This window comes from Agrobacterium sp. Azo12, from assembly GCF_029193765.2.
Taxonomy (GTDB): Bacteria; Pseudomonadota; Alphaproteobacteria; order Rhizobiales; family Rhizobiaceae; genus Agrobacterium.
Map to the genome: position 1 here is coordinate 1,175,757 of NZ_JARFYO020000002.1, position 20,410 is coordinate 1,196,166.

The window sequence follows — 20,410 nt, forward strand, 5'->3', positions numbered from 1 at the left end:
ATCCTATTTTTTTGTCCCTTTATCAACCTGCCTGTCGATCAAGCAAATTAACACCAGAGAAATTTAGAACCGTTCTGAAATAGGTTTTTTGACATCGTAAACCTGAGCAATTAAAGATGACGAAAGATATCATATTAATGTCCAACCACACTTAAATGTGGCTTTCTTCATTACGGGACAACAAAGGAAATGTCAGTGAACTTCAAGCCCCTTCACCCTGCCCGCCTGTTTGCTGTCGCAGCTTTCGGGTTCGGCGCCCTCACAGCAAACGCTCAAGACATCAGCATCAAGCATGGTCAGGGAGAGACTGTACTCAAGGGCGTTCCGCAGAAGGTTTTGGTTCTCGACATCCCTTCACTGGACACCATGGATGCTTTGGGCGTTGAGCCCGCGGGTGTCCTGGCCTCCAACCTGCCAGCATATCTTTCCAAATATTCAGATGCCAAATATTTGAAGGTTGGAACGCTTTTTGAGCCGGATTATGAAGCAATCAATGCAGCAGAAGCAGATCTTGCCATCGTTGGTGGCCGTTCTCGCGCCAAATATCCAGAAGTCTCTGCAATTGTCCCAGCGCTGGATATGTCTGTCGATGCACAAAACTACATCGCCAGCACCAAGGCCAATATCCTGACGCTCGGCAAGGTGTTTGGCAAAGACACTGAGGCTGCAAAACTCGATGTGACAATCGACGAAAAAATTGCCGCCCTCAAGGCTGTGGCTGCCGACGCTGGCACAGCAATGATCCTTGTCACGAATGCGGGCAAAGTTGGCGCTTATGGCCCTAACTCACGGGTTGGCTGGCTGCACAAAGAAGTTGGCTTCAAGACGGTTGCAGAAGACATTGACGATCGTTTCCACGGTGGCGACATCGTATCGTTCGAGTATCTCCTTGAAGCAAATCCTGATTGGCTGTTCGTCGTAGACCGCGACGCTGGTGTGGGCAACAGTGGCGGTGATGCATCCCAAAAGGTTCTCGACAACGAACTGGTTCACCAAACCACAGCATGGAAAAAAGGCCAGATCGTCTATCTGGACCCACAGGCCGCCTACATTGTCAGCAGCGGCTATACAGCCCTTACAACGCTGATCGATCAGGTTTACAAAGCAGTGTCCGAAAAGAAATAATTCCAGGCTCTTCATTTCCGCTCCCGATGACCAATGCCATTGGGAGCAATCGCGCATTAGGACACTACGTTGAAATATCTGGCTCTAGCCCTGCTCGCAGCCCTAATGTTGGCCGTCACCAGCCTTTTCATCGGGGTCAGCAATGTGTCACTTTCGACATTGATGTCGTCGGATACGGAAGCGCGCGCCGTGCAAGTACTGGTCGTCAGCCGCATCCCCCGGACGCTCGCCCTTATACTTGCCGGCAGCTCCATGGCAATTGCCGGACTTATAATGCAAATGCTGGTTCGCAATCGCTTCGTTGAGCCATCGACAGCGGGCACAATCGAATCCGCCAGCCTCGGCCTTCTGACTGTTACTCTTCTTGCACCGCAAACTCCCATTTTTGGTAAGATGCTGGTGGCGGCGGCATTTGCACTGGCAGGAACCGCGCTCTTCTTGCGGATACTGCGTGAAATTCCCCTGCGTGACATGCTGCTCGTTCCGCTCATCGGCATTATGCTCGGGGGCATCATCAGTGCGATAACGGCATTTTTTGCTTACCGTTACGAACTCACGCAGTCCCTTTTGGCATGGACAACAGGAGACTTCTCCGGCGTTTTGCGTGGACGCTATGAATTGCTTTGGATTGGCTTTTGTTTTGCCATTGCAGCCTATCTGGCAGCAGACAGATTTACCGTCGCCGGCATGGGCCGTGACTTCACAACCAATCTTGGCCTCAATTACCGCCGCGTGGTGACATTCGGTCTGGTCATTGTGTCCCTGGTTTCAGCCGTCGTCGTGGTCACAGTCGGCATGATCCCTTTTCTCGGGCTTATCGTGCCGAACATTGTCAGCCTGATGATTGGAGATAACATGCGCCGTTCCGTGCCATGGGTTGCGACCCTTGGCGCAATCTTTGTGCTGTCTTGCGATATTGTCGGCAGGACAATCCGTGCACCGTACGAAATTCCGATTGGAACCGTCGTCGGGGTCGTTGGTAGCGCTTTATTTCTCTATCTTTTGCTTCGGAAGCGTGACCATGCCCACTGATCTGCAGCAGAAACGGCCCGTCATTATCCTGGTGGTCCTCTCCGCTCTGGCAATTGTTGCCATCATTGCCTTCATGACACTTGGTGCAAAGGGAAGCTGGGCATTCGTACTCAAATTCCGCGGCATAAAATTGGCGGCACTTTTGCTGGTTGCCTATGCGATTGCGGTCTCAACCGTCATGTTCCAAACGGTGACCAACAATCGCATTCTGACGCCAGCAGTCATGGGGTTCGATTCCCTATTTGTGCTGGTGCACACATTCATGGTCTTCGCCTTCGGATCTTCCGAAGTGCTTTTGATCGATCCTCGTTTGCGATTTATCGGTGAAACCCTACTGCTGGTCTTTTTTGCCAGCATTCTTTTCCGCTGGTTGTTTTCTGGCGGCGAGCGAAGCCTACATCTGCTGGTACTAGTCGGGATAATCTTCGGTGTGCTGTTTCGCAGCCTGTCCAGTTTCATGCAGCGAGTGCTGGATCCGAATGAATTCATGGTGTTGCAGGACACACTGTTCGCCAGCTTCAATACCATTGATACAACGTTGTTGGCTATTTCCGCTGCTATTGTTGCATTGGCCAGCCTCGCTGGCCTGAGACTGTTTCATACCTTTGACGTCCTGTCGTTAGGAAGGCCTGCAGCGATCAGTCTCGGCGTCGCGCATAAACGTGTTGTCACCGCGCTATTGGTGCTCATTTCCATTATGGTTGCAGTGTCCACCGCCCTTGTCGGCCCGGTGATGTTTTTTGGGCTGCTCATTGCAGCCCTTGCACATTACTTCACCGGCTCAGGCAAACATCGCCATGTGCTGCCAGCCGCAATCTTGATCGGCATCATCTGCCTTGTTGGCGGACAGGTGATCCTGGAACGGGTCTTCGCGTTCGACACCGCACTCTCAATCGTCATCGAGTTTCTCGGTGGCATCGTCTTTATTGTTCTCATTCTCAAACGGGGTGCTCGATGATCGTCACCAACGGCATCAGCAAGTCATACGGTAACTCTTTGGTTGTCGATGATGTTTCCATCACAATTCCGGTCGGAGGTTTGACCTCGATCATCGGTCCCAACGGTGCGGGAAAGTCGACACTACTGTCCATTATCGCGCGCCTGATGGCTATGGATAAGGGAACGGTTACCGTTGACGGCATGGACGTGACGAAAACGCAAAGCGACCAGCTTGCCCGTCGGCTTTCCATACTACGACAGGACAATCATATTTCATCACGCCTTACCGTGCGCGATCTGGTGACATTCGGCAGATATCCCTATTCCAAAGGGCGCCCGACTGTCGAAGACAAGGTGCATGTCGATCAGGCAATGCAATATCTCAACCTTGAACCTCTTGCAGACCGCTTTCTCGATGAGCTATCTGGCGGGCAACGTCAACGCGCATTTGTCGCAATGGTTCTGTGCCAGGACACCGATTATGTGCTGCTGGACGAGCCCTTGAACAACCTTGATATGAAACATGCCAGCGCTATGATGAAAATATTGCGCAAGGCCGCCGACGACTTGAAAAAGACCGTGGTGCTGGTGCTGCACGATATCAACTTCGCCTCCTGGTATTCCGACAATATCATTGCGATGCGCGACGGAAAGGTGTGGGGCACTGGAACGGTAAATGACATTATCGACACCGATGCGCTAAGAGAGATTTACGATATGCAAATCGCCATTCATGAGATCGACGGGCGACGCATCGGATTGTTTTATGAGTGATCATCCGCCGCGATAGATCATGTATTTTTTGATAATTTCATGGTTTTCAAACCGCGCCTTCAGACAGGACGGAACCTAGTCGGGTCCATAAAAGTTTTGAACGAGGCCAGTTCTGACTGCCAGTAAAGAGAGAAGGAAGACAGACGTGAAAACCCATAAGACCAAAAATGATTTGCCATCGAATGCCAAGACAACAGTAAGCGCATTGTTGAATGAGGCACTTGCTTCGATCATTGATCTGGCACTGGCAACCAAGCAGGCACACTGGAACCTTAAGGGCCCACAGTTCATAGCCGTTCACGAGATGCTGGATGGTTTCCGCAACCAGCTTGATGACCACGGCGACACAATTGCTGAAAGAGTTGTGCAATTGGGCGGCACTGCACTTGGCAGCCTGCAGGCTGTTTCTGCAGCAACAAAACTTGCTGCGTACCCAACGGACATTTACCCCGTGCACGACCATCTTCAGGCGCTGATCGAACGTTATGGCGATGTTGCCAACATGGTTCGCAAAGCCATTGATGAAGCTGATGAAGCCGGTGATGCGAACACCGCCGATATTTTCACGGCAGCGTCTCGCGATCTGGACAAAGCCTTGTGGTTCCTGGAAGCTCATGTTCAGGAAAAGAACTGAGACACGTTCCCATAATCAAAAAAGCCCCGGCAAAACCGGGGCTTTTTTCGTCACTCAATCTCGTTTGTAGTCGTCTTCGACGCGGATAATATCATCCTCGCCGAGATAGCCACCAGTACGCACCTCGATAATCTCGAGCGGAATGCGGCCCTCATTGGCGATGCGGTGTAGCGCGCCAATTGGGATGTAGATAGATTGGTTTTCGGTTAGAAGTAGGGTTTCCGAACTGATCGTCACACTGGCCGTGCCCTTAACAACGATAAGGTGCTCGGAGCGATGCATGTGCTTTTGCAAGGAAGTCCGAGTGCCGGGATCAAGCATGGTTCGACGCACACCAAACCGTTCGCCATCATCCATGCTCTCCACATATCCCCACGGACGGTAGGCACGGGTGTGAACTTCCGTTTCAACATTCCGGCCTTCGGCCTTCAGCTGCTCAACGAGGCCTTTCACAGCCTGTGTCTTGTTTTTCGGTACAACCAGAACCGCATCCTTGGTTGAGACGACAACAAGATCCTTTGCACCGACAACTGTCGTCATCAGACCGTGTGAATGCACAAGGCATCCTTCGGAATCGACTATGAGACCATTGCCTTCAATTGCGTTGTCACCTTGCTGTTTGTCGGCAACCTCCCAGATTGCGTCCCAACTGCCAATATCGGACCAACGGAAATGACCACGCACCACCGCCATACGTTTGGTTTTTTCAATCACCGCGTAATCAATTGAGTTTTTAGGAGATGCCTCAAAGCTTTCCTGATCCAGACGGACAAAACCAAGGTCCTGTTTTGAAAGGTCCACGGCCTTTTCTACAGCGTCCAAAATCTCGGGTGAAAATGCCCGCAGTTCCGCAATCATCACGTCGGAGCGAAATAGGAAGTTACCTGAATTCCACAGATATCCCTTTTGCAGATAACTGACCGCCGTTTCAGCATTCGGCTTCTCGACAAAGGCTTCGACGATGCGCAGATCTTCGTTATCGGAAAACAACTCACCGGGATTGATGTAACCGTAGGCGGTCCTAGGTTCAGTCGGAACCAAGCCGAAGACAACAATGTTGCCTTGTTTTGCAGCTTCACATCCCAGTTTCACGGCGTCAGAAAACAGCCCCTCGTCCAGCACAACGTGGTCGGCGGCCAACGCCAACACCAAGGAACCTGCTGAGCGCCGTTCGGCCATGACGGCTGCAACCGCCATCGCCGCCGCACTATCGCGTCGTGCAGGCTCCAACACCACTGTGGTCGGCACCTCAACATCTTCTGCCTGACGTTTGGCGAAAAACCGAAAGTCCTCGTTGGTGATGACAAGCGGCGACGCATAAAGCTTGGGATTTGAGACACGTTTCAACGTCTGCTGATAGGTGGAGAGATTTCCAACCAATGGCTGAAATTGTTTAGGCAATTGATCACGTGAGACTGGCCATAACCTTGACCCCGAACCTCCTGCGAGAAGCACCGGGGTAATTTTATCCGTCATATCACTCATACCAATCAGCCCATTCTAAAACAATTTTGAACATATACCCTAAATGCATACACGTAATAAATGTTCACCAGGAAAAGTTTGGGGTCAAGACAAACGGTTATCCCCCGAGTAAACTCCACACATGAATTGCATAAAAATTAAGCGATGAACCAACCTTGATATTGATGCATTATGATGACATGAGGCACGAGATCGGAAGGATAGATATGACCTTATCGTCACCGGCGAGCCGGGTGAATACACTTGAAAACAGGGTTTCTGAACTACGTCGATGGCTCGACGTGGATGCCTTGCCCTTGTGGATCAAAACCGGTCTAGCAGCAGACGGCCGTGGCTTCCATGAGCGCATTGGCCAAGACGGAATCCCGATATTCAGTGACGACAGGCGTTCGCGTGTTCAACCGCGACAGACTTATTGTTTTGCTGCTGCCGGGCACGCTGGATGGACTGGCCCTTGGCAATCAGCCGTTGAGCAGGGTGTCGCTTGGTTTGATAAAACCTATCGGTTGGAAAGCGGTCTTTACGGCAATCTCGCCTCGGCAGATGGCCAATTGATTGATCCAACATTTGACCTATACAATCAGGCTTTTGCACTTTTTGCCTGTGCAGAGCTTTCTATCGCAGTGCCTGAGAAGAAAGCTGAAATGCGCGCCAAGGCGCTGTCCATACTGGACGCTTTAAAAAGAGAGTATAAACATCCTGTCGCTGGGTTCGAGGAAGCCAATCCGCCACGACAGCCCCTTGGTTCCAATCCCCACATGCATCTGTTCGAGACAATGCAGGCCTGGGAAAAGGTCGATCCGACCGGACCTTGGATGGAATTGACTGACGAGATCGCCGCGCTTGCAATGAACCATTTCATTGACGCAGACAGCGGCGTGCTGCGTGAATTTTTCGATCACGATTGGCAGCCAATGCCAGGAGATGCAGGAAAGGTGGTCGAACCGGGACATCAATTCGAATGGGCATGGCTTCTGGTTCGTTATGGCTCTTCACGGCACTCGCCGGAGGCAATTCAAAAGGCAAAACGACTGTTCGAAATTGCCGAAACGCATGGCGTTTGCCCAGATCGCAAGATCGTCATAATGGGCCTGAAGGACGACTTCACCGTGAGAGATAGCCTGGCACGGTTGTGGCCGCAGACCGAATGGTTGAAGGCGTCATTGCAACTAGCACTCAATTCAACCGGCGACGAACGGCAACGGTACCTTGCCTCCAGTTCGAAAGCATTGGATGCACTTCAACCCTTTTTGGAGACACCAATCAAAGGCCTTTGGTACGACAAGTGGATCAAGGACGGCGGCATGATTGATGAACCGGCACCCGCCAGCACATTTTATCATATTGTCTGTGCAATCCACGAAGCTTGTGACGTTTTAGAGCGCATCGATAAAAGCTAATAAAACTAGACCATCACAAAACAAAAACCGCCGCAAGCCATGTCTGCGGCGGTTTTTTTGTGATACTGCAAGCTGTTACTTAAAGAGGCTTGGTAACCAGAGCGACAGCGCTGGAATATAGGTTACCGCCAGTAGCACCAGAACGCTCGCGCCGAAGAACGGCCAGATGGTTCGCATCGCCTCTCGTATCGATATTCCTCCGACAGCACATCCGACAAACAGCACTGTACCAACGGGTGGCGTGTTGAGACCGATGCCTGCATTGAGGATCATCACGACGCCGAAATGTACGGGATCGATACCAAAGGCCTTCACAACTGGCAGCAGCACTGGTGTGGAGATGATCACCATCGGTGCCATGTCCATGAATGTACCAAGCAACAGCAGAATGATGTTGATGACAAGCAAAACGATGATCGGATTGTCCGAGATCGCACTGATGGCACTGATCATAAGGGTCTGCACCTGAAGGAAAGCCATTAGCCACCCAAATGCAGCGGCTGTACCGATAACCAGCAACACCATGGCAGTCGTACGCACGGCCCCCATCACCGCCTCAACAAAACCTTCCCAGTTCAGCTCACGGTAGACCAACATGGCAACCAAAAAGGCGTAGAGCACCGCAATGCACGAACTTTCCGTTGCGGTAAAAACACCGGAACGAACACCACCAAAGATAATGCCGATCAACAGGATGCCTGGAAACGAAGCAAGCAAGTAATAAAACAGCTTGGAAAAGCCCGGAAACGGCTCAGCTGGATAACCCTTTCGACGTGCAACAATATAGGCGGTTACCATCAAGGCAGCGGCAAGCAGGAAACCCGGAATAATCCCTGCTGTAAACAAATCCGCGACCGAGACATTGCCACCAGCGGCGATCGAATAAAGGATCATGTTGTGCGATGGCGGGATCATCAGCGCAATGATCGCCGCATTGACAGTTACGTTGACGGCGTAATCCTTGTCATAACCACGTGCAGCCATCTGAGGGATCATCAGACCACCCACAGCCGATGCGTCAGCAACAGCGGAACCAGAAATACCGCCGAACAACGTTGACGCCACAATGTTGACCTGCCCAAGCCCTCCACGCATGTGACCAACAAGGCCTGCCGCGAACCGTATGAGACGATGTGCAATACCGCCGCGCACCATCAGGTCACCCGCAAAGATGAAAAACGGAATAGCCATCATGGCAAACACGCTCATGCCCGAATTCATTTGCTGGAAGATAACAACCGGCGGAAGCCCCATATAGAGAACGGTGGCAAGGGAAGCGATGCCGAGACAAAATGCGATAGGTGTGCCGATCAACATTAACAGGGTAAAGACCCCGAAAAGAATAGTGTATGCCATTTACGCAGCCTCCTGCACGATCACATCCGCTGCAATTTCCTCGCCGAGAGCAACATCAATGAATCGCTCAGTGCCAAAGAGTGCAATAAGAAAACCACCACCGATCAGCGGGAAAAAGTCCACACCGCCAGGCCATCCCAGAACCGGAATCGTCGCCGTCCATGTGCCCATGCAAAGCTGCACGCCGTAAAAGGTCATCGCCGCCCCAAAGAAGACAATGAGGCCGAGACTGATCATATCCATTATTTTCTGGATGCCGGGTCTCATCATGTAGCGAATGATATCCAGCCCAAGATGTACGCTTTCACGCACGCCAACAGCTGCCCCAAGCATGATGAACCAGGCCATAAGATGAATGGACAAAGGTTCGGACCAACTTGGCGAATCATTCAATATGTAGCGGCTGAAAACCTGCCAGCCGATAATCAGCGTCATGATAACCATGCCGACGCCAGCGACATAAAGCGATGCACGATTGAGCGCACCAAGACCGGGGCGTATCGCCCTCATAAAATTTCGCATGTTCCCGTCCTCCACAACTCCAGCCCATGCAGCTGGAGATAAAAAAAGACCGGCTCAATAATGAGCCGGTCCTCCGTGTAACTGTTCACTTGACCGCCTGAACGCGCTCCAGAAGATCTTTCATCTTCGGATCGGTTACGAACTTGTCGTAAACCGGCTTCATAACGGCAGCGAATTCCTCCTTATTGACTTTGATGACATTGACGCCACCGGCACGAACTTTTTCTTCGGAAGCCTTTTCACGAGCACTCCAAAGTTCGCGCATTTTGCCAACAGAATCCTTGGCGGCCTGACGAACAAGCGTCTGATCTTCAGGCGACAGCTTGTCCCAGGACACCTTGGATATAACGAGGATTTCAGGGTTCAGAGAGTGTTCAGTAAGAGTGTAGTTCTTGGCCACTTCGAAGTGACGGGCGGATTCGTACGAAGGCCAGTTGTTTTCCGCGCCATCGACAACGCCGGTTTCCAGCGACGAATAAACTTCGCCCATAGGCATCGGTGTCGGGTTGGCACCAAACGCTTGCATCATCGCGATCCAAAGGTCGGATTGCTGAACGCGAATTTTCAGCCCCTTGAGGTCGTCGAGTTTTTCGATTGGCTTTTTGGTGGTGTAGAAAGACCGCGCCCCGGAATCATAAAATGCCAGACCAATCAAACCATGGGGCTCGAAGGCGGCCAGCACCTCATCACCAATCGGACCGTCCACCGTGTTGTGCATATGCTCGGTAGAGCGGAACAGGAAAGGTAGACCCAAAACGGTCGTTTCCTTGACCAGGTTATTGAAGGGAGCCGCGTTAACGCGGTTCATGTCGATGACGCCGAAGCGGGTCTGTTCGATGGTGTCTTTTTCGCCGCCAAGTACAGCGTTGTTCATGACCTGTATTTTAATGCGGCCATTGGTGCGCTCAGAAAGCAGCTCACCCATATATTTGACGGCTTCGACCGTCGGGTAGCCATCCGGATGGATATCAGCAGAACGCAAGTTAATCTCCTGCGCCTGCGCAGAAACACTGCCAAGGGCCATGCCCATGGCAACGCAAAGCATGCCAGCAATCTTTTTCATTATTAGTCCTCCTCCGTTAAAACGGCCCGACCTTCCCCAGGTCCCGGGTCCGCTGTCGTCCTGCCCGTTCGGGCGGGTATGCAATGCCTTTCATTCTCTGGGCACAATGCGCGGGAGCCTCCACTCCCCCGGCGCATGCGGTTAAACTTATGCCGCTGTAAATGCAGGCAGATTAAAGAGAGTCTCAGGGTTGGAAACCAACGCAAGCCTGCGGGCGGCATCGTCAGCAAGCCAGCCAAGGACGGCGTCAGCCAAAGCCGCATCGTCAGGATAGTCAGCAGTTGTTTTCGCCAGATTGTGTGGCCAGTTCGTGCCCCAGACGATGCGCTCAGGCGCGTAGGCCGCAATCTCACGTGCCACAGCAGCAACATCCTCATAGTCAGGACCAGCGCTTTTGGCGGATTCGTAAACACCCGCAAATTTGAACCAGCAATTACCCTTATCGATCAGACGCTTCAGCACATCGATCTGCGGGCTTTGCGGTGTCACGCCACAAAAGAACTTGCCATGATGATCAAGCACCCAGCGGGATTTCAAACGCGACAGGCGTTCTTCGTGATCCCCAATGTTACTGCCATCGAACTGCACGGCAACCATCCAGTTGCGCGCCGATGCCCGGGCATCCACCTCTTCCAGTGCCTCAAGACCAACCGCACCGCCAGGCAGATCCATTATACGTGCGCCAACAACGCCGGCGTCTGCCAGCGCATCGAGATCACGATCAGTTGTATCAGCTGAAATCACCGCAACGCCCCGCGCCGCCTCGCCCATTTCTGTGAGGCAGGCGACCAAATTGCCATTGTCACGCTGGTGAGCATTGCCTTGGGTGATGATGACGCGATCAATACCGAGCCATTTCATAAAACTGCGATATTGCTCCGCGTCCGGCAGCGCGCCTGCCGGCAAATCAGGGCCGCCCGGCAAAGCCGGAAAGCCTGGCAGATACATGTGCATCTGCGTGTCCACTGCGCCTTTGGGCAATGTAATTTTCGGAGCGGGGCCAGAGAGGGTCCTGACAACCATATCAAGCCTCCTTCAGGCGGAATTCCGCCAGCGCGTCACGGTTTATCTCTATGCCAAGGCCGGGCGCATTCGGTATGGAAACCACACCGTTGACATGCTCCAGCGGTGTCTTGACGATAGCCTGACGATAAGGATTGTCCGTGCGATCAAACTCAAGGATAGGCTCAACAGGGTTTGTGCGAACAGGGTCTGGCACCATTGATGCCATGAACTGCAAGGCTGCAGCAATCTGTACCGCAGTTCCCCAGACATGCGGCACCACGCGCACGCCGTGAATGGACGCAAAATCCGCAACACGGCGGGCCTCTGTAAAACCACCCACACCACAGAGATCAGGCTGAATAATATCGACCGCTCGGGTTTCAAGCGGCTCCTTCATACCCCAGCGACTATGCCATGTCTCACCACCGGCAACCGGAATGGGCTGCTTGGCGCGCACCTCACGGTAGGCAGCCAGTTGCTCCGGCACAACGGGTTCTTCAAACCAGTCGATATTGTATTCAGCCGCCTTGCGACCGAGTTCAATGGCTTCAAGAACACCATAACCGTGGTTGGCGTCAATCATCAGCCGCATGTCCGGACCAATTGCCTCGCGGACGGCACGAATGACCTGAAGGTCTTCGGCAACACCAAAACCGATCTTGATCTTGCTGGCGTGAAACCCTTCCGCGCGGTAGCGGGCGGCTTCCTTCGCGTTGTCCTCAACACGATTGACGCCATCACGTTTGAAGCTGCCCGTGGCATATGCACGGACAGATTCACGAAAACGACCACCCAGCAATGTGGAAACGGGAACACCGAAGTGCTTGCCCTTGATATCCCATAGCGCGATATCGATGCCGGAAAGCGCGGTCAGTGTAAGACCGCGCTGCCCCTGGTCGCGAAGCGCATTATAGAGCTTCGCCCAGAGCTTCTCCGTTTCCAGCGGGTTTTCGCCAATCAGCCAGCCCGCATAGGTTTCGACGACGGCAGCATTTGCTTTCGCAGGGCCAAGGCATTCGCCCCAGCCAATGGTGCCATCATCACAAACGATCTCTACCAGAACATGCAGGCGACGATCGAAGCGCATTGAAGCACTTTCGAAAGGAACCGAAAGACGATGTTCGAGCAGATGTGTGCGGACTGCTGTTATTTTCATGCGCTGCGCTTCCAGGTACCGATGAGCTTGTCGAGGATTGCTTCTTCTTCCTTGGTCAGATCATCAAGCGGCGGACGAACCTTGCCCGCATCGAAGCCCTGGAGGCGAACACCGGCCTTAACAGCGGAAACCGCATAACCCTTGCGGCGGCTGCGCAAAGCCATGAACGGGTAGAAGAAGTCTTTGAGAATAGTTTCACACTTTGTGCGATCACCCGCACGTAGGGCATTGTAGAACTCCATAGCCAGACCGGGCACGAAGTTAAACACGGCAGAAGAGTAGGTTGTGAAACCAGCGCCCAGATAAGCTTCTGCGAACAGTTCGGCGGTCGGCATGCCACCAAGATACGTCAGACGGTCACCCATCGTTGCACTCACCTGACGAACGAGACCAATATCGCCGGTACCGTCCTTGAAACCAACCAGGTTCGGGCACTCGTCACACAGACGCTTCAACGTGTCAGCCTGAAGAACGGAATTGTCGCGGTTGTAGACCATAACGCCAATACCGATGGACTGGCAGACGCGCTTCACGTGCTGGTAAAGACCTTCCTGTGGGGCATCAATCAGATAGTGTGGCAGAAGGAGAATGCCGTCAGCGCCCGCCTTTTCAACGGAACGCGCCAGATCGATGGCCATTTCCGTGCCGTAACCACAACCAGAAACGATCGCAGTCTTACCAGACGCTTCCTTGGCTGCGCGGACAATGTCGGGAATTTCAGACGGAGCCAGCGAGAAAAATTCGCCCGTACCGCCAGCAGCAAAAAGCACAGGAGCGTCATAACCAGCTAGCCATTCAACGTGACGACGATAGCTTTCAGCCTGGAATTTGCCTTGTGCATCAAAGTGCGTGACGGGGAACGACAATAGGCCCGAGCCAAGCGCGACCTTGATTTCTTGCGGATTCATCACTGATTTCCTTTTCTACGTACTCAGTTAACTTGTCATACGTCTAGGTCGGAAAAGTGTCAATAGTTATCATACATGTTTTCGCTGCTCGCGCAGCAACGCTCTGTATCGGGCTTGGCTACCGCGCAAATGAGCACGCATCGCTTCTCTCGCCGCATCCTCGTCACCATTGGAAATAGCCACAACGATTCGATCATGTTCTTTATCAAGAAGCTTGATATAGGCAGCTTGATCAGCCTCTGACTCGTCACTGCTTAGCGCCGCACGCGGAATGGCATTGCGGCCAATCATCGTCAAAAACTCCGGAAACCTCGAATTGTTGGCAGCCTCAGCAATGGCAATATGCAACGCGAAATCCGCCTCAGAACTGGATGTACCGGCATCGAGACAGGCACGCACGGCGTGATGACATTCAAAAATTACTTCTTCCTGCGCGGGCGAGCGACGAAGCGCTGCCAATCCGGCAGCCTCAACCTCAACCGCCGTACGCAATTCCAGCAACTCGATCATTGAAGAAACGCGAGCTGGATCAACAGCATGCAAGGACAGGAGACTATCATTAGCAACAGGCGTCGTCAGAACGAATACGCCAGCTCCTCGCCTCGCCTCGACCAGTTTATCAGCGCGCAAGGCAGCGATCGCCTCTCGTACAACGGTGCGGCTTACGCCATGAGCCTCAACGAGCTGCGCCTCACTGGGCAATTTTGTGCCGGGAGGAAACTGCCCTGCGGCGATTGCCTGGCGCAGATTCTCACCCAGCCGCTCCGTCAGCGTGCCCGCACCACCTTCTATTCTGGTCTGTGTGTTCATCCCCGCCTCTTTCCCTATCCCGTTCATGCAAATGCCAATTTCCGGGTTGGCTATCATAGAAATTACGCAGAACCCACACCTTACCAATCACACTGGTTGACCACACCATATCAAGATGTATGATAACTTCAAAGCCATATTACATTAAATCATTATACAGCCTGTGAGGGCTGGCGACGGGAGGAAGAATTTTGAAGCGACTTCTGGTAACGGGAGCAGCCGGTGGGCTTGGACGCGCCATGCGCGACAGATTCTCCAAAATGGCAGACGAAGTGCGTCTTTCCGATATCGTCGAGATACAAGGCGAGCTGGCGGCCAACGAGACCTTCGTGCGTTGCGACCTTGCTGATGCAGCAGCGGTACACACATTGGTGGAAGGATGTGACGGCATCATTCATCTTGGCGGCATTTCAGTGGAGGACAAGTTCTCCAAGATCCTGAATGCCAATCTGCTTGGTCTCTACAATCTCTACGAGGCGGCACGCGCCAACGGCCAGCCACGCATTATCTTTGCAAGCTCCAACCACACCATCGGCTTTTATCGCCAGGACCAGCATATCGACGCGAGCGCGCCAATGCGCCCGGATGGGCTTTACGGCGTTTCAAAATGCTTTGGTGAAGCGCTTGCCCGGATGTATTTTGAAAAATTCGGACAGGAAACTGCCCTTGTGCGCATCGGCAGCTGCGTCGAGAAACCGGTCAATTACCGGATGCTGTCGAGCTGGATGTCCTATGATGATTTCGCGTCATTGATCAATTGTGCGTTTCGCGCGCCGCTGCTCGGCTGCCCGATCATCTGGGGCGTTTCCAACAATGACAGTCGTTGGTGGGACAATTCTCAAGCGGAGTATCTGGGCTGGCGCCCAAAGGACAATGCAGAAATTTACCGCGCCGAGTTGGAAAAAACCTTGCCTCGTCCCGGCACCGACGAACCGCTATCGCTTTATCAAGGCGGTCAGTTCGTCAAGGACCCGATTTTTATAGAAGGCTAAGCAACGGAAAGCCACCTTTCCCGCTTCTCACAACTCAATTGTCTCGACCCGCAAATCTGCGGGTCTTGAATTTCTGATCACCCGCTCGCCATTGGGAAGGTCATTGCCGTAAAGCTTGTGAGCAATACCGTCGGCGTCCATACCAATATCCGTCCAACGTTGGGTCAACCGTTCAGTCAGGACATCGGCATCAGGACCGATAAATATCGTATAATCAAAGCAGCCATCAAGCTTTGTCCACGGACCTTGATTCAACAGGAGGTAGTTACCTTCCACCAAAATGAAACGTGTCTCTGCGGCGATAGCGCGAGCAGAGGCAATGGCAATTTCCCGTGACCGGTCAAACACCGGCACAAGCACTTCCTGATCAGCTTTGCGAACCGCAGCAATAATGTCCAGGAAGCCCCTGACATCAAAGGTTTCCGGCGCACCTTTGCGCGGTAGAAGTCCACGCGCCTCCAACAGTCCGTTGTCCAGATGGAAGCCGTCCATCGGCAGGATTTCCGCGCTGACTCCTTTTGCCAAAAGACGCTCACGCAGCGCCTCAGACACGGTTGACTTGCCGGCAGCTGGCGGTCCCGCAATGGCGATAATGAAACGCGGGCGTTCAGCCGCGCGTTTCATGATGTCTGCAACCAAATCTTCCAGTCTCATGCGGCAACTACATCCTTTGGTGCTTCTCTTGCACCGGTCATGAATGCCACGGCATCCGACATCGAATAGTCCTTCGGTTTGATAACACACAACCGCCGTCCAAGCCGGTGGATGTGAATGCGATCTGCAACCTCGAACACATGCGGCATGTTATGTGAAATCAGCACGATCGGAAGCCCTCTAGACCGAACTTCCTGAATAAGCTCCAGAACCCGTCGGCTTTCCTTTACGCCGAGTGCTGCAGTCGGCTCATCAAGAATGATAACTTTTGAGCCGAATGCTGCAGCACGGGCCACGGCAACACCCTGGCGCTGACCGCCTGACAACGTCTCCACCGCCTGATTGATGTTCTGAATGGTCATCAAGCCAAGCTCGGAGAGCTTTTCCCGTGAGAACTTCTCCATGGCCGGGCGGTCCAGTGTGCGCAACAGACTGCCACGCAAACCGGGTTTTCTTATCTCGCGACCAAGGAACATGTTGTCGGCGATGGACAAGGCCGGAGACAGCGCGAGGTTCTGATACACTGTTTCGATACCAGCCTTCCGGGCCTCGATTGGCGAGCGAAACTGGACCGGTTGGCCGTGCAGCCGAATTTCACCTTCATCCGGTGTGATGGCCCCGGAAATCGCCTTGATCAACGAGGACTTTCCCGCGCCGTTGTCACCAATCACCGCCAGAATTTCACCGGGATAGAGGTCAAAGTCTGCGTTATCTAGAGCGGTGACGCGGCCATACCGTTTAACAATACCGCGGGCTGTGAGAATGGGTTCGTTCGACATCAGCCAGCTACCTTTCTGATCCATTGGTCAATTGCAACGGCGGCGATAATCAGCACACCGATGAGAAGGTAAGTCCATTGCGGGTCCGTGCCGATAAGACGCAGACCAAGTGAGAACACACCCACGATAAGAGCACCGAACAACATGCCAAGAATGGACCCACGCCCACCAAACAGTGACAGGCCACCAATCACCACCGCCGTGATGGATTCGATATTGGCAAACTGACCGGCTGTAGGGGAAACCGAGCCGATACGTCCAATCAGCGCCCATCCGGCAAGTGCACAGATAACACCAGACAAAGTGTAGACCGAAATGAGCATGCGCTTGACGTTAACACCCGCAAGTTCTGCAGCCTCAGGGTCGTCACCAACAGCATAAACGTGTCGGCCCCAAGCCGTGTGGTTCAGCACATACCAGAGCAGAGCAACCAGCAGGACCATGACGATCACGCCATAGGTGAATACCGCATTGCCCATGCGCACGCTCTGGCCAAAAAACTGTAATATCGGCGCATTCTGGGAAATATCCTGCGCCCTGATCGTTTCGTTGGCGGAATAGAGGAAGTTTGCAGCCAGCACGATCTGCCACATGCCAAGCGTTACGATAAATGGTGGCAAACGCATGCGGGAAACAAGGAAACCATTGATGTAACCGCAAAGGGCACCCACTGCAAAACCACAGACAATCGAGAGTGTGGGCGGCAGGCCGTAGCGGAACGTGAATTGCCCCATGATGACTGAGGACAACACCATGATGGCGCCGACGGAGAGATCGATACCTGCCGTCAGGATGACCAGCGACTGAGCAGCACCGACGATCCCGACGATCGCAACCTGCTGCAAAATCAGGGTTAGCGAAAAGGCCGAGAAAAATTTACCACCCAACAGCAGGCCAAACACTGCCAGCGACATGACCAGCACGATCAACGGCACAGCCGCGGGGCTGGAATGCAGGAAGTGCTGGAATTTCTCGATGGGTGTTTTGTCGTGTGTATCGAACGCGGCAAGCTGCGCAGAACTGCCCGTCAGAACTTTCTCGAATTCATTGTGCGGTTGGGCACGTGTTGTTGATTGGTCGTCCATACCACTCCTCCCCGGTCGTCCGTATTTTTCGCCGTCTGCTGTGCGGATGATATGCGAACAGAAGAGACGTGGGCACATTGAGGGAAAGGTGCCTCAGCACCTTTCCTGTTTCGGGATATTATTCAGGCGATCAGCCCCAGCACTTTGCCAAACCCTGCTTGGTATCGATGGATTCAACGCCAGCAACAGGCTTGTCTGTGACCAGCGTCACGCCGGTATCAAAGAAGTTCTTACCTTCAGTTGGCTTTGGCTTCTCGCCGGTATCAGCAAATTTCTTGACGGCTTCGACGCCAAGTGCTGCCATCGCCAGCGGATACTGCTGCGATGTTGCGCCGATTACGCCTTCCGCAACGTTTTTAACGCCTGGGCAACCGCCATCGACCGACACCAGCAACACATCCTTTTCACGACCAACAGCCTTCAGCGCTTCATAAGCGCCGGCAGCGGCTGGTTCATTGATAGTGTGCACGACGTTGATGGTCGGATCTTTCTGGAGCAGGTTCTCCATTGCGGAGCGACCGCCCTCTTCGTTACCGTTGGTGATATCATGACCAACGATACGAGCGTCGTCTTCGTCACCGATCTTGTTGATGTCTTTCACATCAATGCCAAAACCCTTCATGAAGCCCTGGTTACGCAGAACGTCGACGCTCGGCTGTGATGGCGTGAGGTTGAGGAAAGCGATGCGCGCATCCTTTGCCTTGTCGCCGAGAGTGGCGGCAGCCCATTTGCCTATCAGTTCACCAGCAAGCAGGTTATCGGTCGCGAATGTCGAATCAGCAGCATCAATCGGCTCAAGCGGTGTGTCGAGTGCGATGACCAGCAGGCCGGCATCACGAGCCTTCTGAACAGCCGGTACAATACCCTTCGTATCGGACGCCGTAATCAAAATACCCTTTGCGCCATCGGCAATGCAGGTTTCGATGGCAGCGACCTGGCTTTCAGAATCGCCATCGATCTTGCCGGCATAAGCCTTCAAGGTAACACCGAGTTCCTTGGCCTTGGCTGTCGCGCCTTCTTTCATCTTCACGAAGAAGGGGTTCGTGTCTGTTTTGGTAATGAGGCATACGGATGTATCAGCCGCGGATGCCATGCCTGCAAAGGAAACGCCAAGCGCAAGTGCGCCAATAAAGGCGGAAACGGTCGTCTTCATATAGTCCTCCTAAAGACGTGCGGATGCTTCTTATGAAACTATCCGGGGGCCAACCTCCTCCAAGGTGTGAGCGGCACCACCACGCAAATGGAAACACCAAATGAACAAAGTGTCAATAAATAAATCCAATTGAATTATTAATTCGATATGGCATGCTCTGGACGCGTCAACACAATGCATGTCCGGTCAACTCGCCTGTGCAAGAGCGGAAAACAGGACCGAATACGCAATCAGGTGGCTTGTCGCGAACCCTTACTGGCGGCATATGCAGTCATGAAGGGAGGGAGGAAATAATGTCTCGAGTAGCCGAGCCGACATGGCCTGCAACGAATGCCACCCTTGATATCAGCGGCGGCTCTAACCAGGTGCGTGTCCGCGCCTATAATGAGCGGCTCGTCCTGTCTCTGGTTCGTCGCCATCATGCGCTTTCAAAGGCCGAAATCGCCCGTCGCAGCGGGCTTTCCGCCCAGACCGTAACCGTCATTATGCGCGCGCTCGAAAATGACGGACTGCTATTGCGTGACGAACCCAAGCGCGGCAAGGTCGGCCAACCCTCCACCCCCATGCGACTTAATCCAGACGCTGCCTATTCCTTTGGCGTGAAAATTGGCAGACGCAGTGCTGATCTGGTGTTGATGGACTTTCTTGGCAAAATCCGGCTGAAACTGCGCCGCGCCTACCCCTATCCGCTGCCAGAAGGAATCATCTCCTTTGTAACGGACGGCATACGGGAGCTTGAAATGAAGCTCGACGAAAGCGAACGCAAACGCATCGTCGGCGCTGGCATCGCAGCGCCGTTCGAATTGTGGAGCTGGGCGGAAGAAGTTGGTGCTCCACAAGCGGAAATGGACACCTGGCATGGCGTAAATCTGCAGCAAGAGATAGCCGACCGCATTCCTTATCCCGTCTACCTCCAGAACGACGCCACAAGCGCCTGTGGGGCGGAGTTGGTATTTGGTGCTGGCCAGAACCACGCCGACTTCCTCTATCTGTTTATCGGCTCGTTCATCGGTGGCGGCGTCGTTCTCAATTCCGCGCTATTTTCAGGTCGCACGGGAACGGCTGGTGCGGTTGGTCCGTTACCCGTCCAGCGACGGGACGGAAAAACCGTCCAGCTTTTGAAGATCGCCTCGATTTTCGTTCTCGAAAATATTCTGCGTGATCATGGCATTGATCCAAAGCCATTATGGTTCTCACCTGACGACTGGATCGATTTTGGAAAGCCACTGGATATCTGGATCGATGATACCGCAGCAGCCTTAGCACAAGCGGTAATCGCCGCAGCATCTGTCATCGATTTTTCAGCCGTGGTGATCGATGGCGGCTTCCCGAGTTGGGTACGCGAACGCATTGTAAATGCAACAAAAAAGGCACTCGGCGCGCATGACCTGCAAGGTGTTGTCGTGCCAGATATCATTGAAGGCATGGTCGGCAGCCAGGCCCGTGCCATAGGCGGTGCAAGCCTGCCACTCTTTGACCGTTACCTCTTGGACCACAACGTACTTTTCAAGGAAACAGGCTGAATCAGATAAACTAAA

General features: G+C 53.2%; 20 protein-coding genes. 8 read left to right on the top strand and 12 right to left on the bottom strand.

Annotated features, from left to right (window positions below):
* The first annotated feature begins 195 nt into the window (after positions 1-195).
* From PYL13_RS21725 to dps, 5 genes are all read left to right on the top strand, one after another.
* Positions 196-1,125: a siderophore ABC transporter substrate-binding protein gene (locus tag PYL13_RS21725; protein WP_409515584.1), complete on the top strand. Its 930-nt coding sequence runs from the start codon at positions 196-198 to the stop codon at positions 1,123-1,125.
* Positions 1,126-1,194: 69 nt separating this feature from the next.
* Entirely contained in the window at positions 1,195-2,157 is a 963-nt protein-coding gene (locus PYL13_RS21730; protein WP_275642318.1) for an ABC transporter permease, read from the top strand.
* Positions 2,147-3,115 carry an iron chelate uptake ABC transporter family permease subunit gene (locus tag PYL13_RS21735; RefSeq protein WP_275642319.1) on the top strand — a complete coding sequence of 323 codons (969 nt, stop codon included), beginning with the start codon at positions 2,147-2,149 and terminating at the stop codon, positions 3,113-3,115. The genes PYL13_RS21730 and PYL13_RS21735 overlap by 11 nt, the downstream gene beginning before the upstream one ends.
* A complete protein-coding gene (locus tag PYL13_RS21740; RefSeq protein WP_275642320.1) occupies positions 3,112-3,870 on the top strand; it encodes an iron ABC transporter ATP-binding protein in 759 nt (252 codons plus the stop codon). Before PYL13_RS21735 ends, PYL13_RS21740 begins: the two co-directional genes overlap by 4 nt.
* 112 nt (positions 3,871-3,982) lie before the next feature.
* The gene (dps, locus tag PYL13_RS21745; RefSeq protein ID WP_275642562.1) at positions 3,983-4,504 is read left to right on the top strand and encodes a DNA starvation/stationary phase protection protein Dps; all 522 of its coding nucleotides are present in this window, start codon (positions 3,983-3,985) and stop codon (positions 4,502-4,504) included.
* A gap of 54 nt (positions 4,505-4,558) precedes the next feature.
* Here the strand turns inward: dps and PYL13_RS21750 are convergent, their stop codons facing one another.
* On the bottom strand, positions 4,559-5,989 hold the full coding sequence (locus tag PYL13_RS21750) for a mannose-1-phosphate guanylyltransferase/mannose-6-phosphate isomerase (RefSeq protein ID WP_275642321.1): 1,431 nt from the start codon (positions 5,987-5,989) through the stop codon (positions 4,559-4,561).
* Positions 5,990-6,195: 206 nt separating this feature from the next.
* On the opposite strand from PYL13_RS21750, the gene PYL13_RS21755 reads away from it, so the two are divergent.
* On the top strand, positions 6,196-7,389 hold the full coding sequence (locus PYL13_RS21755; RefSeq protein ID WP_275642322.1) for an AGE family epimerase/isomerase: 1,194 nt from the start codon (positions 6,196-6,198) through the stop codon (positions 7,387-7,389).
* Positions 7,390-7,464: 75 nt separating this feature from the next.
* Here PYL13_RS21755 and PYL13_RS21760 read toward each other — a convergent pair whose 3' ends face one another.
* From PYL13_RS21760 to PYL13_RS21790, 7 genes are all read right to left on the bottom strand, one after another.
* Positions 7,465-8,745 carry a TRAP transporter large permease gene (locus tag PYL13_RS21760; RefSeq protein WP_275642323.1) on the bottom strand — a complete coding sequence of 427 codons (1,281 nt, stop codon included), beginning with the start codon at positions 8,743-8,745 and terminating at the stop codon, positions 7,465-7,467.
* Positions 8,746-9,267 (bottom strand): TRAP transporter small permease, encoded by a 522-nt coding sequence (locus tag PYL13_RS21765; RefSeq protein ID WP_192489218.1) that lies wholly within the window; start codon positions 9,265-9,267, stop codon positions 8,746-8,748.
* Between the two features lie 85 nt (positions 9,268-9,352).
* On the bottom strand, positions 9,353-10,330 hold the full coding sequence (locus tag PYL13_RS21770) for a TRAP transporter substrate-binding protein (RefSeq protein WP_192489219.1): 978 nt from the start codon (positions 10,328-10,330) through the stop codon (positions 9,353-9,355).
* A gap of 147 nt (positions 10,331-10,477) precedes the next feature.
* Positions 10,478-11,353 (bottom strand): amidohydrolase family protein, encoded by an 876-nt coding sequence (locus PYL13_RS21775; RefSeq protein ID WP_275642324.1) that lies wholly within the window; start codon positions 11,351-11,353, stop codon positions 10,478-10,480.
* Position 11,354: 1 nt separating this feature from the next.
* Positions 11,355-12,491 (bottom strand): mandelate racemase/muconate lactonizing enzyme family protein, encoded by a 1,137-nt coding sequence (locus tag PYL13_RS21780; RefSeq protein WP_259146839.1) that lies wholly within the window; start codon positions 12,489-12,491, stop codon positions 11,355-11,357.
* On the bottom strand, positions 12,488-13,399 hold the full coding sequence (gene kdgD, locus PYL13_RS21785; RefSeq protein WP_192489222.1) for a 5-dehydro-4-deoxyglucarate dehydratase: 912 nt from the start codon (positions 13,397-13,399) through the stop codon (positions 12,488-12,490). The genes PYL13_RS21780 and kdgD overlap by 4 nt, the downstream gene beginning before the upstream one ends.
* A 69-nt stretch (positions 13,400-13,468) precedes the next feature.
* A complete protein-coding gene (locus PYL13_RS21790) occupies positions 13,469-14,209 on the bottom strand; it encodes a FadR/GntR family transcriptional regulator (protein ID WP_192489223.1) in 741 nt (246 codons plus the stop codon).
* Positions 14,210-14,400: 191 nt separating this feature from the next.
* On the opposite strand from PYL13_RS21790, the gene PYL13_RS21795 reads away from it, so the two are divergent.
* Positions 14,401-15,201: an NAD-dependent epimerase/dehydratase family protein gene (locus tag PYL13_RS21795; protein WP_275642325.1), complete on the top strand. Its 801-nt coding sequence runs from the start codon at positions 14,401-14,403 to the stop codon at positions 15,199-15,201.
* 27 nt (positions 15,202-15,228) lie between these two features.
* Here the strand turns inward: PYL13_RS21795 and PYL13_RS21800 are convergent, their stop codons facing one another.
* The 4 genes from PYL13_RS21800 to PYL13_RS21815 form a co-directional block, all read right to left on the bottom strand.
* Entirely contained in the window at positions 15,229-15,855 is a 627-nt protein-coding gene (locus PYL13_RS21800) for a nucleoside triphosphate hydrolase (protein WP_275642326.1), read from the bottom strand.
* Positions 15,852-16,634 carry an ATP-binding cassette domain-containing protein gene (locus PYL13_RS21805; protein ID WP_250985231.1) on the bottom strand — a complete coding sequence of 261 codons (783 nt, stop codon included), beginning with the start codon at positions 16,632-16,634 and terminating at the stop codon, positions 15,852-15,854. The genes PYL13_RS21800 and PYL13_RS21805 overlap by 4 nt, the downstream gene beginning before the upstream one ends.
* Positions 16,634-17,719: an ABC transporter permease gene (locus PYL13_RS21810; protein ID WP_250985230.1), complete on the bottom strand. Its 1,086-nt coding sequence runs from the start codon at positions 17,717-17,719 to the stop codon at positions 16,634-16,636. Before PYL13_RS21810 ends, PYL13_RS21805 begins: the two co-directional genes overlap by 1 nt.
* 130 nt (positions 17,720-17,849) lie before the next feature.
* Entirely contained in the window at positions 17,850-18,872 is a 1,023-nt protein-coding gene (locus PYL13_RS21815) for a sugar ABC transporter substrate-binding protein (protein WP_275642327.1), read from the bottom strand.
* Between the two features lie 293 nt (positions 18,873-19,165).
* On the opposite strand from PYL13_RS21815, the gene PYL13_RS21820 reads away from it, so the two are divergent.
* Complete coding sequence (locus PYL13_RS21820; RefSeq protein WP_275642328.1) at positions 19,166-20,395, top strand: ROK family transcriptional regulator; 1,230 nt, start codon at positions 19,166-19,168, stop codon at positions 20,393-20,395.
* Positions 20,396-20,410: the final 15 nt, after the last annotated feature.